The 14,026-nt window shown below is 59.5% G+C and carries 12 protein-coding genes; 9 read left to right on the forward strand and 3 right to left on the reverse strand.

All coding sequences use genetic code 11. The features are described 5' to 3' along the window. A partial coding sequence (gene cobN / locus KBY58_RS10810) for a cobaltochelatase subunit CobN (RefSeq protein ID WP_255004334.1) occupies nucleotides 1-3,695 on the reverse strand: 3,695 nt, incomplete at its 3' end. Between the two features lie 52 nt (nucleotides 3,696-3,747). Between cobN and KBY58_RS10815 the strand changes: the two genes are divergently transcribed. The 3 genes from KBY58_RS10815 to KBY58_RS10825 are packed head-to-tail and all read left to right on the forward strand — an operon-like array spanning nucleotide 3,748 to nucleotide 8,603. Beyond that, on the forward strand, nucleotides 3,748-4,665 hold the full coding sequence (locus KBY58_RS10815) for a branched-chain amino acid transaminase (protein ID WP_255004335.1): 918 nt from the start codon (nucleotides 3,748-3,750) through the stop codon (nucleotides 4,663-4,665). A gap of 3 nt (nucleotides 4,666-4,668) precedes the next feature. Further along, nucleotides 4,669-8,304, forward strand: coding sequence for a methionine synthase (gene metH / locus KBY58_RS10820; RefSeq protein ID WP_255004336.1), 3,636 nt, complete (start codon nucleotides 4,669-4,671; stop codon nucleotides 8,302-8,304). Nucleotides 8,305-8,330: 26 nt separating this feature from the next. After that, nucleotides 8,331-8,603: a DUF4090 family protein gene (locus tag KBY58_RS10825; protein ID WP_255004337.1), complete on the forward strand. Its 273-nt coding sequence runs from the start codon at nucleotides 8,331-8,333 to the stop codon at nucleotides 8,601-8,603. 19 nt (nucleotides 8,604-8,622) lie between these two features. On the opposite strand, the gene KBY58_RS10830 is transcribed toward KBY58_RS10825, so the two are convergent. Then, a complete protein-coding gene (locus KBY58_RS10830) occupies nucleotides 8,623-8,850 on the reverse strand; it encodes a hypothetical protein (protein ID WP_254933269.1) in 228 nt (75 codons plus the stop codon). A 204-nt stretch (nucleotides 8,851-9,054) separates the two neighbouring features. On the opposite strand from KBY58_RS10830, the gene KBY58_RS10835 reads away from it, so the two are divergent. The 6 genes from KBY58_RS10835 (at nucleotide 9,055) to KBY58_RS10860 (ending at nucleotide 13,879) form a co-directional block, all read left to right on the forward strand. Then, entirely contained in the window at nucleotides 9,055-9,438 is a 384-nt protein-coding gene (locus KBY58_RS10835; RefSeq protein ID WP_255004338.1) for a DUF2237 family protein, read from the forward strand. Between the two features lie 33 nt (nucleotides 9,439-9,471). Beyond that, on the forward strand, nucleotides 9,472-10,392 hold the full coding sequence (locus KBY58_RS10840; protein ID WP_255004339.1) for an NAD(P)H-dependent glycerol-3-phosphate dehydrogenase: 921 nt from the start codon (nucleotides 9,472-9,474) through the stop codon (nucleotides 10,390-10,392). Next, nucleotides 10,389-11,282 carry a PhzF family phenazine biosynthesis protein gene (locus KBY58_RS10845; RefSeq protein WP_255004341.1) on the forward strand — a complete coding sequence of 298 codons (894 nt, stop codon included), beginning with the start codon at nucleotides 10,389-10,391 and terminating at the stop codon, nucleotides 11,280-11,282. Before KBY58_RS10840 ends, KBY58_RS10845 begins: the two co-directional genes overlap by 4 nt. Next, nucleotides 11,279-12,217 (forward strand): SpoIID/LytB domain-containing protein, encoded by a 939-nt coding sequence (locus tag KBY58_RS10850; RefSeq protein WP_255004342.1) that lies wholly within the window; start codon nucleotides 11,279-11,281, stop codon nucleotides 12,215-12,217. Before KBY58_RS10845 ends, KBY58_RS10850 begins: the two co-directional genes overlap by 4 nt. Nucleotides 12,218-12,220: 3 nt before the next feature. Beyond that, entirely contained in the window at nucleotides 12,221-13,048 is an 828-nt protein-coding gene (locus tag KBY58_RS10855) for an ATP adenylyltransferase (protein WP_255004343.1), read from the forward strand. A 141-nt stretch (nucleotides 13,049-13,189) separates the two neighbouring features. Beyond that, complete coding sequence (locus KBY58_RS10860) at nucleotides 13,190-13,879, forward strand: sigma-70 family RNA polymerase sigma factor (protein WP_255004344.1); 690 nt, start codon at nucleotides 13,190-13,192, stop codon at nucleotides 13,877-13,879. Here the strand turns inward: KBY58_RS10860 and KBY58_RS10865 are convergent. Further along, a partial coding sequence (locus KBY58_RS10865) for a hypothetical protein (protein ID WP_315858057.1) occupies nucleotides 13,827-14,026 on the reverse strand: 200 nt, incomplete at its 5' end. The two genes, KBY58_RS10860 and KBY58_RS10865, sit on opposite strands and share 53 nt — an antisense overlap.

The following is a 14,026-nucleotide window of genomic DNA, read 5'->3' on the forward strand; positions in this document are numbered from 1 at the left end:
AGCTCCAGCTGGTTTTTTTGTGCCCCTTGCCATAGGTCGCGATTGTGGGCCTCAAGCAGCCGTTCCGCCATGTCGCGCAGGGCCCAGGGGTTGGCCCGTTTCAGGAAATCACAGATGGATTGGTCGCCTAACCATTGGTCGCAAATGGCCCCGTAGCCCCAGTCGGGGGCCCGGCCCGTGCTGGCGTCGTAAGCGAATAGGTAGTCGAGGCTGGCGGCCATCTCAAATCCGCCCTTGTAACCATGGTTTTGCATCGCCCCAATCCAGCGGGGGTTTAAAACCCGGCTGCGCAACACCTTGTCGAGCTCCCGCTCCAGCCGGTGCATTTTGGGTCGGCCGTGGCGGGAATGGTCTCCAAACCAGGCGGCTGGCGATTTTCCCTGGAGGGATTCCGCCGCCGCACTGAGGCCCCCCTGAAATTGGTAGTAGTCGTCGGAGTCGAGCAGGTCGTGTTCCCGGTTGTCCTGGTTATGGAGAACCACCTGCACCTGGCCCAGGCGTTGCTCAAGGCCGCTGCGGTCTGCAGTTGCCTCGATGGGGCCCCCTGCTTCGCTCTGGTAACGCCAGCCGCTCCAGTTCAGGAAGGCCTCCCCCAGGTCGCTGCGCTGCTCCCACTGGCCACTATCGATCAGGCCCTGCAGGCCGGCCCCGTAGGCACCTGGGGCGGAGCCATAGACCCGGCTGCTGTGCCCCTCCAGGCGGGCCGAGGCCGCCAGGGGGTTTTGGTTCTCGGGCTCATCCTGTTGGGCCACCAGCTGGGTGGCCCGGTTCATCCAATCCACCAGTTGGGGAAAGGCATCACGAAACAGTCCCGAAATTCGCAGGGTCACATCCACCCGGGGCCGGCCGAGCAGGGAGAGGGGAACCAGTTCTAGGTCCACCATCCGCCGGGTGGGGCCGTCCCACACAGGACGAACTCCCAGCAGGGCCAGGGCCTGGCCAATGTCCTCTCCGCCGTTGCGCATGGTGGCGGTGCCCCAGACCGATAGGGCCAGGTGGCTGAGGTGCTCCCCCTCCTCCTGCAGATGGGTTTCGAGCAGCAATTCAGCACTGCGGCGCCCGAGATCCCAGGCCGCCTCCGTGGGTAAGCCCCGCAGATCAACGCTGTAAAAATTTCTGCCGGTGGGCAGCACATCTGGCCTGCCCCGGGTCGGTGCACCGGAGGGACCCGCCGCAATCCTCTCCCCAGCTAGGGCAGCTAGCAGGGCCTGTTTCTCGGCCTCTGCGCAGGCCAGCAGGCGAGGCATCAACACCTCGCATAGGTGCTGGATGCTTACCGCCAGGTCTGCGCTGGGGGGTACCCCAGGTTCGATCGTCTCGCCGTTGAGGGCGGCCTGGCAAATCTCCAGGGCCCTTCCCTCCAATAGGGCTACGGCATCTCCCACCAGCCGCAGGGAGCACTCTCCAAAGCAGGCCTCCAAAAGCCTTCGGTCCGTGGCCCTAAGTGGTTCCGAGTCCTGGTCGCACCAGGGATCGAGCTGGAGATCCAGGGCCCCTGCCAATGCCTGGGTTAGGCCCAAAATTGCTGGCGGCTGGGGGGCCCTGGCCAGGCATAGCAAAAGTTCGGCGGCCTCAGAGGCCCCCGGGGTTTGGCCGTAGGTGTGTAGCCCCAGGCGGATTTGGGCTTCCTTCAGTTCACAGAGATAGCCATCGGCTGCATCAAGTTGCTGGTCGAGCTCGTATTGAGGAGCCTCAGCCCCAGGACTCTGTCTGGGCGATGGCGGGGGCAGTTCCATCGATGCCAGCAGTGCATCGAGCCGAATCCGCAGGCCCTTGACCCTCTCGCTGCCCAGCTGCTGGGCTTCCCAGTACTCGTCAAGCAGGGCCTCGAGGGTTTGCAACTCGCCATGGAGTCCGGCCCTGCCAAGGGGCGGGGTTAGGTGGTCCAGGATCACGGCCTGGGCCCTTCGCTTGGCCTGGGAACCCTCGCCTGGATCGTTGACTATGAATGGATAGAGGTGGGGCATGGGGCCTAGGGCCCACTCCGCAAAGCAATTGTTGGAAAGCCCCAGGCCCTTGCCCGGCAGCCACTCCAAATTGCCGTGTTTGCCCACATGCACCACCACATGGGCACCAAAGCTCTGGCGGAGCCAAAGGTATTGGGCCAGGTAGGCATGGGTCGGTGGTAAATCGGGGCTGTGATAGCTGAGGGTTGGATCCCGGTCGTAGCCCCGCTCCGGCTGGATCAGTACGGTCACATGGCCGAAATCCAGGCCTCGAATTGGAAAAAATGGCTCGGCCAAGGGACCCGTGACCAGGCCCCTGTCCGTTTCGGGCGCCCCCCAGACCGCCTCCAGCCGCTGCCTTCCCTCCGGGGGGAGCTGCTGGTACCAGGCCAGGTAGGTCTGCAAATCGAAGCGAGCCATCGCCGGACGATGGCCGCTCTCGGGATCGTTGGTTAGGCCCTGCAGCAGCTGGTGGATCAGGGCATCGCCATCCGCCGGCAGAGGCCCCTTGAGTTGGTAGCCAGCAGCCCCTAACCAATCCAGGATCAATGCTGTTGAGGCCGGAGTGTCTAGCCCCACCCCATTGGCGAGGCGGCTGTTGCGGGTGGGGTAATTGGCCAGCACCAGGGCAACACGCCTCTTTGTAGCTGGGGTTTGGCGGAGCCTGATCCAGGCTGCCGTTAGGGCTGAAATCCACTGCAGCCGCTCCAGATCGGGCTCATAGCGCACCATGGCAGTAGCCAGGCGGGTGCTCGTCTGCCGGCTTTCCTTGAAGGCCCCAATCCTGGTGGTAATGCGCCCATCCAGTTCCGGTAGGGACACCTGCAAGCCCAGGTCGATGGGCCCGAGGCCAATGCTGCTGCCCTGCCACTGCTCCCGACTCTGGCTACTGCAAAGCACCTGCAGTACCGGCACCCCCAAGCTCTCCCAAAGGGGCGCCCCCAGGGCTGCCTCTTCAAACTGAACTGAGGCAAAGGAGGTGGTGCAGAGCACGGCCTCAACGCCCTCGCGCTGGAGCAGGTCGGCCACCCCACGCTGCACAGCTGGATCCCTTAAGCCGCTTACCCAAAGCCCCCTGGGGGAAAGGCCCTGCAGGCGAAGGCTCCCGAGGAGGGCATCCATCAATCCCTGGTCGCCGGCCTCCAGCAGGGATCGGTAGGCCAGCACCCCCACCCGGGAATTGGCCTCATCGCGCCAGTCGTGGGGGAGTGGATCCGCCTGTGGGCAGCCAACGGGTATCCCAACTGCTCCACCTATCAAGAGTTGGTTGAAACAGGTGAGGGCCTGCCTGAGGTTGCTGCTGCCGCCAATCCGAAAACAGGCCGCCAGGCCAATGGCTAATTCAATCGGGACGGTGCCGATGCTGGCAAGGAATTGGTCCTCCTCCTGGGTGCCAGCAAGAACCGCCAGCTGTCGATTTGGCCTGGCCTGGGCCCAAAGCTGTAGTTGCTCCAGGCCATAGCCCCAATGGCCCCTACCCCCCAGAAGCCGCACCACCACCAACCGGGCCTGGCTGACGGTGCTGCTGATGTAGTGGTCCAGCACCGCTGGATGGGAGAGGGCGCTGATGTTCAGGCCCCTCAGCGGATGGTCGGCTAGGAGCTCTGGCTCCTGGGCAAGCAAGCGGTCGATGGCGACCAGATCGGTGTCCGCACTGCTGAGCAACAGCACCGGGGCAGGGGGTTGCTCGATGAAGGCACCGGCATCGGCCGGATCAAGCGCCCCGGGGATACTGGCAAGACGGTGCATACCCCCATCCTGCTTCTTGCAGTGAGAAGATCGGGGTATCTGGCGCCCAGTGATGCACCAATTCCTCCCCTATGCCTGGTTTGGTGGCAAATGCGTGCCGTTTGCCGAGGCCACCATTTCGGTGGCAACCCATGCCCTCCACTACGGCACGGGAGCCTTCGGTGGCATGCGGGCCCTGCCCAATCCTGCCGATCCCAAGGAGATCCTGCTATTCCGGGCTGATCGCCATGCCCGCAGATTGAGCCAGAGCGCCCAACTGCTGCTGACAGAGCTCAGCGAGGAAAAAATCCACAGCGCCATCGACATTTTTCTGCAGGCAAACAAACCCACCTGCCCTGTCTACCTACGGCCATTTGTCTACACCAGCGACCTGGGCATTGCCCCACGCCTGCACAACATCGAGACCGACTTCCTGATCTATGGACTGGAACTAGGCGATTACCTATCCCCCGAGGGAGTTAGCTGCAGAATTAGCTCCTGGGTCCGGCAAGAGGATCGCTCCCTACCCCTGAGGGGCAAGATAAGTGGCGCCTATATCACCAGTTCCCTGGCAAAGACCGAGGCCGTAATGAGTGGCTTTGATGAGGCACTTCTGCTAAATAGTCGTGGCAAGATTAGCGAAGCCAGTGGCATGAACCTATTTATTGTTCGCGATGGCGTCTTGATTACACCCGGTGTTGATCAGGATATCCTTGAGGGGATCACACGGGCTAGCGTGATCGAGCTTGCCAAGGAAATGGGAATCACTGTGTTGGAAAGGGCTGTAGATAAAACCGAACTTTTCATTGCAGATGAAGTATTCCTCAGTGGCACAGCAGCAAAGGTCACTCCCGTAAGACGGGTCGAAACCACAGAGCTCACTGCCAATAGACCGATCATGGATGCTATCCGCGATCGCCTTACTGCAATTACGGAAGGGAGGGATCCCGCCTATGACCATTGGGTAACTAGAATCCGACTACGCGACTAGATCATGAAATTTATAGAGAGGCTCCACAGCCAGGAGCGTCCAGTACTGGTTTTTGATGGTGCCACTGGCACCTCATTGCAGCAGATGGATCTATCTGCCGATGATTTTGGGGGTCTGGCCCTGGAAGGTTGCAATGAAAATCTTGTCATCACGCGCCCTAATGCGGTTCAGGCAGTCCATCGTCAGTTTCTGGAGGTGGGTTGTGATGTGATCGAGACAGACACCTTTGGTGCTGCCTCGATTGTCTTGGCTGAATATGGTTTAGAGGATCAGGCCTTTGAGCTCAATAGGCGGGCAGCTGAGTTAGCTAAACAGGTGGCGGCTGAGTACAGCACCGAAGCCAAGCCCCGTTATGTGGCGGGCTCAATGGGTCCGACCACAAAGCTGCCGACCCTAGGGCACATTGGTTTTGACGCGATGAAGGCGTCCTATTGCGAGCAGGCCGAGGGCCTAATCGCCGGAGATGTGGATCTATTTATTGTTGAAACCTGCCAGGATGTGCTGCAAATCAAGGCAGCACTTCAGGGAATTGAAGAGGCCTTTGTGCGCACTGGCCAGAGAAGGCCCCTGATGGTGAGTGTCACCATGGAGACCACTGGCACGATGTTAGTCGGTTCAGACATTGCAGCAGTAGTGGCGATCCTGGAGCCGTTCCCAATTGATGTGCTGGGCCTTAATTGTGCCACCGGTCCAGAGCAGATGAAGGAGCACATCCGCTACCTGAGTGAGCACAGCCCCTTTGTCGTCAGTTGTATTCCCAATGCTGGTCTGCCTGAAAATGTTGGCGGAGTCGCCCACTACCGGCTGACCCCCACGGAGATGAAGATGCAGTTGATGCACTTCGTGGAAGATCTTGGCGTGCAGGTAATTGGTGGTTGCTGCGGCACCACCCCAGCCCATATAGGGGCCCTGGTGGAACTGGCCGCAGAGCTTAAGCCAGCAGAACGAAGCGTTCGTACCCCAAAAACCCAGCATGCCCGGCCGCCGCTCATGGTGGAACCCTCGGCTGCCTCTATCTATGGAACTACTCCTTACCTCCAGGACAACTCCTTTTTGATTATTGGTGAGAGATTGAATGCCAGTGGCTCAAAGAAAGTAAGGGAACTTCTCAACACAGAGGATTGGGATGGGTTGGTGGCGGTAGCCCGCAGCCAGGTAAAGGAAAATGCCCACATTCTTGACGTGAACGTCGACTATGTGGGTCGTGATGGAGAAGCAGATATGGAGGCACTGGTTAGCCGTCTCGTAACTAATGTCAACTTGCCATTGATGCTTGATTCAACCGAATGGCAGAAGATGGAGGCGGGGTTAAAGGTCTCAGGTGGTAAGTGCATCCTTAATTCCACGAACTACGAGGACGGGGATGAGCGCTTTTTCAAGGTACTCGAACTTGCAAAGGCCTACGGGGCCGGTGTAGTCGTTGGCACCATCGATGAAGAGGGCATGGCCCGAACTGCCGAAAGAAAATTTGCTATTGCCCAGAGGGCCTATCGAGATGCGGTTGAATTTGGGATCCCGGCCCACGAAATTTTTTATGACCCCCTAGCCCTACCAATTTCAACAGGAATCGAAGAGGACAGGCTTAATGGTGCTGCCACCATTGAAGCAATTAAGAGCATCCGAACCCATCTTCCTGGAGTTCATGTGGTACTCGGTGTAAGTAATGTGAGCTTTGGCCTCTCGCCAGCAGCACGGATTGTTCTCAATTCGGTTTTCCTGCACGACTGCTGCAAGGCCGGCATGGATGCGGCCATTATCAGCCCCGCTAAAATCCTGCCCCTCAGCAAGATCAGCGAGAGTGATCAACAGATTTGCCGCGATCTTATTTATGACCAGCGCAGGTTTGAAGGTGACGCAAAGGCCGGTGAGGGGGCCATCTGCACCTATGACCCCCTTACTGAACTGACAACCCTGTTCGAGGGGGTTAGCGCCAAGGAGGCCAGGGCTTCTGGGCCATCACTGGCCGATCTTCCCGTGGAGGAAAGGCTTAAACAGCACATTATTGATGGGGAACGGATAGGCCTTGAAGCTGCCCTGAACGAGGCCCTTAAAAGTTATAAGCCACTCCACATCATCAACACCTTTCTCCTGGATGGCATGAAGGTGGTGGGAGAGCTCTTTGGCTCCGGTCAAATGCAGCTTCCCTTTGTGCTCCAGAGCGCTGAGACAATGAAATCAGCGGTTGCCCAGCTGGAGCCCCACATGGATGTTGTTGAGGGGCAAAGTTCGGGTAAGGGTAAGTTTTTGATAGCCACAGTTAAGGGCGATGTCCATGATATTGGCAAGAATCTTGTCGATATTATTCTCACTAATAATGGCTATCAGGTCATAAATCTTGGTATTAAGCAAAGTTGCGAGGCGATAATTGAGGCCCAGCTCGAACACCAGGCAGACTGTATTGCCATGAGTGGTCTACTTGTGAAGTCTACGGCCTTCATGAAGGACAATCTCGAAGCATTTACGGCCGCAGGAATTTCCGTTCCTGTAATCCTGGGCGGAGCGGCATTAACGCCTCGCTTTGTCAACGGCGACTGTCGGGCTGTCTATGGCGGACAGGTTATTTACGGAAGGGACGCCTTTGCTGACCTGCGTTTTATGGATGCCTTGATGGAGGCCAAATCAGTTGATAATTGGCTTGATACAAAGGGATTTCTTGTGGCCAATGCTGAGCAGATAGCCCTGGTGGGAGAAGCCATCGAAGCCCATGCCACAGTTACGGATGAGCACGAGGATAATTCCCAGGTCGACGCTCTAGCAGAAGTAGATCAGGTCTCAGCTGTTAACAATCAACGTTCGGCAATGGTGCCAGCAGAGCCTTCCTTAAATCCTCCCTTCTGGGGTAGCAAAATAATCCTGGAGGATGCCATCCCCCTGGATGAAGTTTTCGCCTATCTCGATAGAAATGCTTTGTTTGCAGGCCAATGGCAACTGCGCAAAACCACCCAACAATCCCGGCCTGAATATGAGGCCATGTTGGAGCAGAAAGCAGAACCGATCCTGCAGGAATGGATTGGGCGCTGCCGCCGTGAGCAGCTGCTTACGCCAAGGGTTGCCTATGGCTACTTCCCGGCCGGGCGGCTGGAAAATTCCGTCCAGGTATTTGAACCCTCCGATCGATCACTTTGTCTTGGCAGATTCGAATTGCCCCGCCAGCGATCTGGGAATCACTATTGCATTTCAGATTTTTATGCCGATACCGCCCTGTCCGCAGATGGAAGGCCCACGCCAACTGATGTATTGCCCATGCAGGCCGTAACCATGGGTGAGCGCGCCACCCTTTTTGCTAAGGAGCTGTTCAAGGCGGATAAATACACCGACTATCTCTATTTCCATGGCCTGGCGGTCCAGATGGCCGAGGCCTTGGCGGAATGGGTGCATGCCCGTATTCGCGCTGAAATGGGCTTTGGGGCTGAAGAGCCAAAGGCCCTTCGCGATGTTCTGGCCCAGCGCTATCGAGGTAGTCGCTATTCCTTTGGTTACCCCGCCTGTCCAAATGTGGCCGATTCCCGCAAACAACTCCTGTGGCTTGGGGCCGATCGCATTGGCCTCTCCATGGACGAGAGCGACCAACTGGAGCCCGAACAGAGCACCACAGCTCTGGTTGCCCTCCACAGCAAGGCCCGCTACTTCTCTGCGTAGCCTGGGGGCTGTCTCAGTGAAATGTCATGGCCATCGCAGGACCGGATGGGGTTGATGGGGCCATTGCCGCAGGTCTTGACCTGGATGGCACCCCTATCCCAGCCGAAATGCTTGAGCTCTACAGGGAAGTGATGGATCTAGAAAGCCAGCGGGTCAGGAGCGGTGTCAAAAAATCAATGCGCAATCGGGTAGTAAAAACCGGATCCAAACACTTTGATCAGGCCAGCCTCGATGCGCGCCTCAAGGCTGCCGGCTGGGACGGACTTAAGGAAAGGGAAATCGCCTTCTTTTACGGCTGAGCAGGCATCAGAGAAGCCCTTAGGAGCAAATTTCCTCGAGGGCTTCGATCACTTCTTGCTGGAATTTCTCCAGATCTGTTGAATCACTGAGGTCCAGGCCCTCGCCTGCGGCGTTCTGGCTCAGCTCCTGGAAATGGAACGCTCCCTCCCCATGGGCCAGAAATTCCATGGCGGAGGTCTCTCCGCTTTCCTTGTAGGCGTCGCAGAGGGCCAAAAAGGCCGCATCTTCGGTGAATTCCCAGCTCATTTATGGGTGCTGCGCGAAAAGACGTGTGTTGCACGCACACTGACCTTTAACGCCTCCCCCCCGGATTCCGTCAACCACTCGGTCGCAATTTGTCCACTGTCCCTGTTGATAGGTCCACGCTTTAATCGGCTGATCAGCCCCTAGTCAGGGCCAAATATCAAGTCTCTGTCTGGTTTCATAGCCGGCCACCCATCCCCTGCCCTGATGAACCCCCAAGTAGAGCCGCAAAACGTCCTTGGTACCGCCCTGGTGACCTGCAGCTGCAATCCGATGACCGGTTGGTTCCGCGATGGGCTTTGCAAAACCGATCCCACCGACCATGGCCAGCACAGTGTCTGCTGCGTGGTTACGGAGGCTTTCCTGACCTACAGCAAGGCCCAGGGCAACGATCTATCAACCCCCAGGCCAGATTTTGGCTTCCCCGGCCTCAAGCCAGGAGACAACTGGTGCGTCTGTGCACCCCGCTGGCTAGAGGCTTTTGAGGATGGAATGGCACCGCCTGTGAGGCTGGAGGCCACCGAGGCCAGCGCCCTTGGTGTTATTTCCCTGGATTGCCTCAGGTCCCATGCCGCCAATCCAGCTCCATGATGGAACTGGTTTAAGGCCCGGGCCGCTTAGCCGATGGGATTGCGCATTGCCGTTCTCGGAAGGGGGGCCTGGGGCCAGACCCTGATCGACATCTGGAGCCGACAGGGCCATCAGGTTGGTTCCTGGTCGCGGCGCGATGGGGGCTCTCCCGTACCCCTCCTGGCCAGTATTGATCTGGTGGCGGTGGCGGTTTCCCTGGTGGGAATTGAGCCCCTTGCCAAATTGCTGAAGGGCCACTGGCCTGCCTCCCTGCCCCTGATCAGCTGTAGTAAGGGCATTGACCTGGAACAACTAGCCACACCCAGCCAGCTCTGGCAGCAAGCGCTTGGGTCGATGCCATGCCTTGTGCTCAGTGGGCCAAACCTGGCTGCAGAACTGAAGCAGGGCCTGCCTGCCGCCAGCGTGCTCGCCTGCAGCGACGCCAGCCTGGGCCAGCGCCTCCAGGACCAACTCAGTGGTGAAGGTCTGCGCCTGTACACCAACCAGGATCCAATCGGCACTGAGGCGGCCGGAGCCCTCAAGAACGTGATCGCAGTTGCGGCTGGAATCTCCGACGGACTCCGTCTAGGGGCCAACGCCAAGGCATCGCTCCTTTGCAGGGGCCTTGCTGAAATGGGAGTAGTTATCGAGGGCTTGGGCGGCTCTGCCAGCAGCCTCTATGGCCTTGCCGGCCTGGGAGATTTGCTGGCCACGGCCAATAGCCCCTTGAGCCGGAACTACCGCTGCGGAGTGCTCCTGGCCGAGGGCCGCACTGAGGAGGAGGCCGTGGCCGAAATCGCTGCCACCGTTGAGGGCATCCGCACCGCCCGTGCTGCCCTGAAGTTGGCCAGGCCCCACCACTGGAAGCTGCCTATATGCGAACAGGTTGTGGCGGTGCTCGATACCCAGATCAGGCCCGCAGATGCGGTTAGGGCCCTGATGGAGCGTGAGCTCAAGCCCGAAGCCCAAAAGTGAGACTGCCAGCCCTACTGATCGAAGCGTTTGCAGCGGGGCCCTGCGCGGGCAACGGAGCGGCGGTGGTGCGCCTTGAGTGCCCCCTCGATGATCTAATGCTTCAGGGCCTAGCTCGCACCCTGAACCAATCGGAGACGGCCTTCCTCGAGCCCAAGGGGGCGGCCTGGGGGCTGCGCTGGTTCACACCCACCTGTGAGGTGCCCCTCTGTGGCCACGCCACCCTGGCGGCACTCCTGGCCCTGGGGCATTGGGGCCTGCTTAGGCCAGGTGAAGCCACTTCTCTTCAGACCCTCAGCGGCGAGCTGCGGGCGTCCCTAGGCAGCCAGCAAACCCCAGGTGCCAGCCCCAGCGGAGCGATTGAACTGCCCTATGGCCAATTGCTGGAGGCCGATTGCCCCCCATACCTTTGCCAGCTACTCAGATCCCAATTGGCTGAGGAGGTACAACTTTTCTGGCGATCTGAACTCGGCTACTCAGTAGGTCTACTTAGCCCGGATGCCCCCCTAGATCAGGCGGATGGCCTGGCGGCGCTGATGGATGGTGCCCTGTCCGGGCCCGAGCGCCAGGGTCTGGTCCTGATGCAGGCCTTGGATCAGCATTCAGCCCTGCCCAGGCCCACGGTCAGTGGCAAGGCTGCCAACTACCAACTTCGCTTTTTCGCCCCAGGCCTGGGAATAGCCGAGGATCCGGTCACCGGCTCCGCCCATGGGCTGGTGGCGCCCTATTGGCTGGAATTGCTTGGCGAAAATGAGGTTGTTGGCTGGCAATGCTCCAGCAGGCCCGGAGGCATGGTGCTTAATCCCACAGCGCCAGGATGGATGCGCATCCAGGGCAGCGGCCATGTGCTCTGGGATGGCACATTGAACCTGCCGGACGGGGCGTCAACTTGAAGCGCCAGGGCCTGCTGGCCATACCCCTGGCCCTAGGTGCCCTGGGTCTGGGCTACGGGGCCCAGTCCCTATCCAGCCGGCCCCATGGGGGCCAGGAATCGGCCCTGCTTGAGGCCTTCATGGCCGCCCCGCCTCCAGCGGCTGACACCCATCAAAGCGCCCAGGAATTAAGGCAACTGCGGGCCCAGCGCAGCGCCAATGGTTTGGCAGAACCATCCGCAGGCAGTCCAGTCGACCTGGAGATCCGGGTGGCCCTCCTGGCGGCGAGCCAGGAACCAAACCTCAGCGCGACCGGCCGCTGGCAGTTAGTTGGCCGTGGGGGACAGCTGCTTGAGCGGGGCCAACCGGGGCAAGTGGTGAATCTTGATCTCTTCCGTCGCACGGCCCCAGAGGCCTGGCTGCAAAGCGACGGTGCAGCCCTAGTTGTAAACGGCAATCCCTATGCGGGGCGAATCCGCATTGTCAATTCAGGGGGCTTGCTCTCGGTGATTAATCACCTGCCGCTTGAGACCTACATCCAATCGGTGGTGGGCTCAGAAATGCCGAGCAGTTGGTCCATTGAAGCCCTTAAGGCCCAGGCCGTGGCGGCCCGCTCCTACGCCCTCGCCCACATGGCCAGGCCAGCAAACCGGTATTGGCACCTAGGTGACAACACCCGCTGGCAGGCCTATCGAGGCCTTGAAGCCACCACGCCGCGAACCCGCCAGGCCACCGCCAGCACCGCTGGCCTGATCCTCAGCTACCAGGGCGCGATTGTGGAAAGCCTCTATGCGGCCACCAGGGCCATCACCCAGGAAGCCCATGGCCACCTGGGGGCAAGCATGAGCCAGCATGGAGCCCAGGAGCTGGCCCAGCAGGGAATGCGCTACAACGCAATCCTTGGCAGCTATTACCAGGGTGCCTCCCTTGCCCGCCTGCGATCCGGATCCCGCTAAGTCGTGCGCGCAAATGTCCTCTGGCAACGGGCCTGTTCCCAATCGGAGCGATCGCTCAACAGCGGCGCCCTGGTACCTCTGGGTACGGAGCTAATTGACGGGCCCGGCTTTTTTCCATTTGTGCTGCGCAGGCTTACGGATCCCACCCCCAAGCACCTGAGCAGCGGAGGGCCGAAACCGAATCCCTTCCTCCCCTGGGAACAGGATTTGGAGGTGGCTCGCCTTGGCAGCTCCCATGGGCTGATCCTCAACAAGTACCCGGTGCAACAGGCCCACGTGTTGCTGATCAGCCAAGACTGGCAACCCCAATCCGGTTGGCTTACGACCCTCGACTGGCAGGCAGTGGCACAGGTTGCAAGGGACACCGATGGGCTGTGGTTTTTTAACAGTGCGGCCAGGGCAGGCGCCAGTCAGCCCCACCGCCACCTGCAGCTGCTGCCCCGCCAAAAGGGGGAACAATCCTGCCCCCTTGAACCGGCCCTGCTCAGCCAACTCGCGGGCAGCTCCCCTTCCTGGCCCTGGAAATATGCCCTCAGCAGGCGTCAACCGGGGATAGATCACCGGGATCTGGAGGGTCATTACCTGGATCATGCAGCTCAATTGGGCCTGGGGAATCCCATGTCTGACCTCCAGCCAAAGGCTTCCCACAACGTCCTGTTCTGCGATCGCTGGTACCTAACAGTCGTCCGCAGCCAGGAGCACTGCGCCGGTTTCAGTGTCAATGCCCTCGGATATGCGGGCTACCTACTGGCCACCGAAAAATCAGATCTGGACTGGCTGGCTATGCATGGGCCCCAGGCCCTACTGGAGGCCGTTGCGCCTGGGTGGTGACTGGAACCGTGGGGTGAGGAAAACTTCAGTGTTTTCACGGTTGTGCTGAAGGCGGTTGGGACGGCTTGGTGGAAAGGGGAGCGACAGGTAAACATTGCCGTTCCTTTTAAACACCAACTACTGCAAACGGACTGCTGACCAGTGATTACCCAATCCCAACAAAAACCATCGAAGGCCACCAGGGCACGTAATAAAAGAATCTGCCGATACATCGCCCTGGTAGAACCGATTGCCAGGTTTTATGCCAGCAACTCGCCTGAACCAATTGATGATCTCCGCCAGGTTGGATTAATGGGACTGCTGCGAGCATCCGAGCTCTATGAACCAAAACGAAAGATTGCCTTCGAAGCCTTTGCAAAACCCCACATTCGTGGAGCCATGCTCCACTATCTGCGGGATGGAGCCCCAGCCATTCGACTCCCCAGAACGATTGTCGAGCTGCGCCAAAGGGATCCATCGCGCCTCACCGCAAAGGAACAGCAACGCCTAGATGAAGTGGCAGGCATGCGAAAAACAATCTCACTCGACAGTCATCCAGGCATCAACCTGGAGGCCCTTGGAAGTGATGAGGACGGGCCTTTAAGGGAGGGAGAAATAGACGCCCTAGGTCTGCTTAGCCAACTGGAGCCCAAGTTGGCGAGCGTGGTCAGTCAGGTGGTCCTGGCGGGATGGAGCTACAGACGCACTTCCGAAAAACTTGGAATCAGCCCGATGACGGTCCAACGCAGACTCAAATGTGGATTGGCCCTCCTCAAGAAGGGCCTCACCACTGGTTCGCTCAAGACAGGGTCGAACTGGAGTCCCGCTCCATTTGCCGTTTCAGGGTACTGATCGAGGCATCGATGGCGGCCAATTGCCGCTCCAGGCCATCCCGCCAGAAGGTAAGCATCGTCAGCTTCCGACTCTGGTGACGACGCCAGCTGGTGGAGCCTTCGTCGCTGTTGCTGCAGCAGGCGAATGGGGGGAGCATGGGAAAAT

Source organism: Cyanobium sp. HWJ4-Hawea (genome assembly GCF_024345815.1).
In the GTDB taxonomy this organism is placed as follows: Bacteria; Cyanobacteriota; Cyanobacteriia; order PCC-6307; family Cyanobiaceae; genus Cyanobium_A.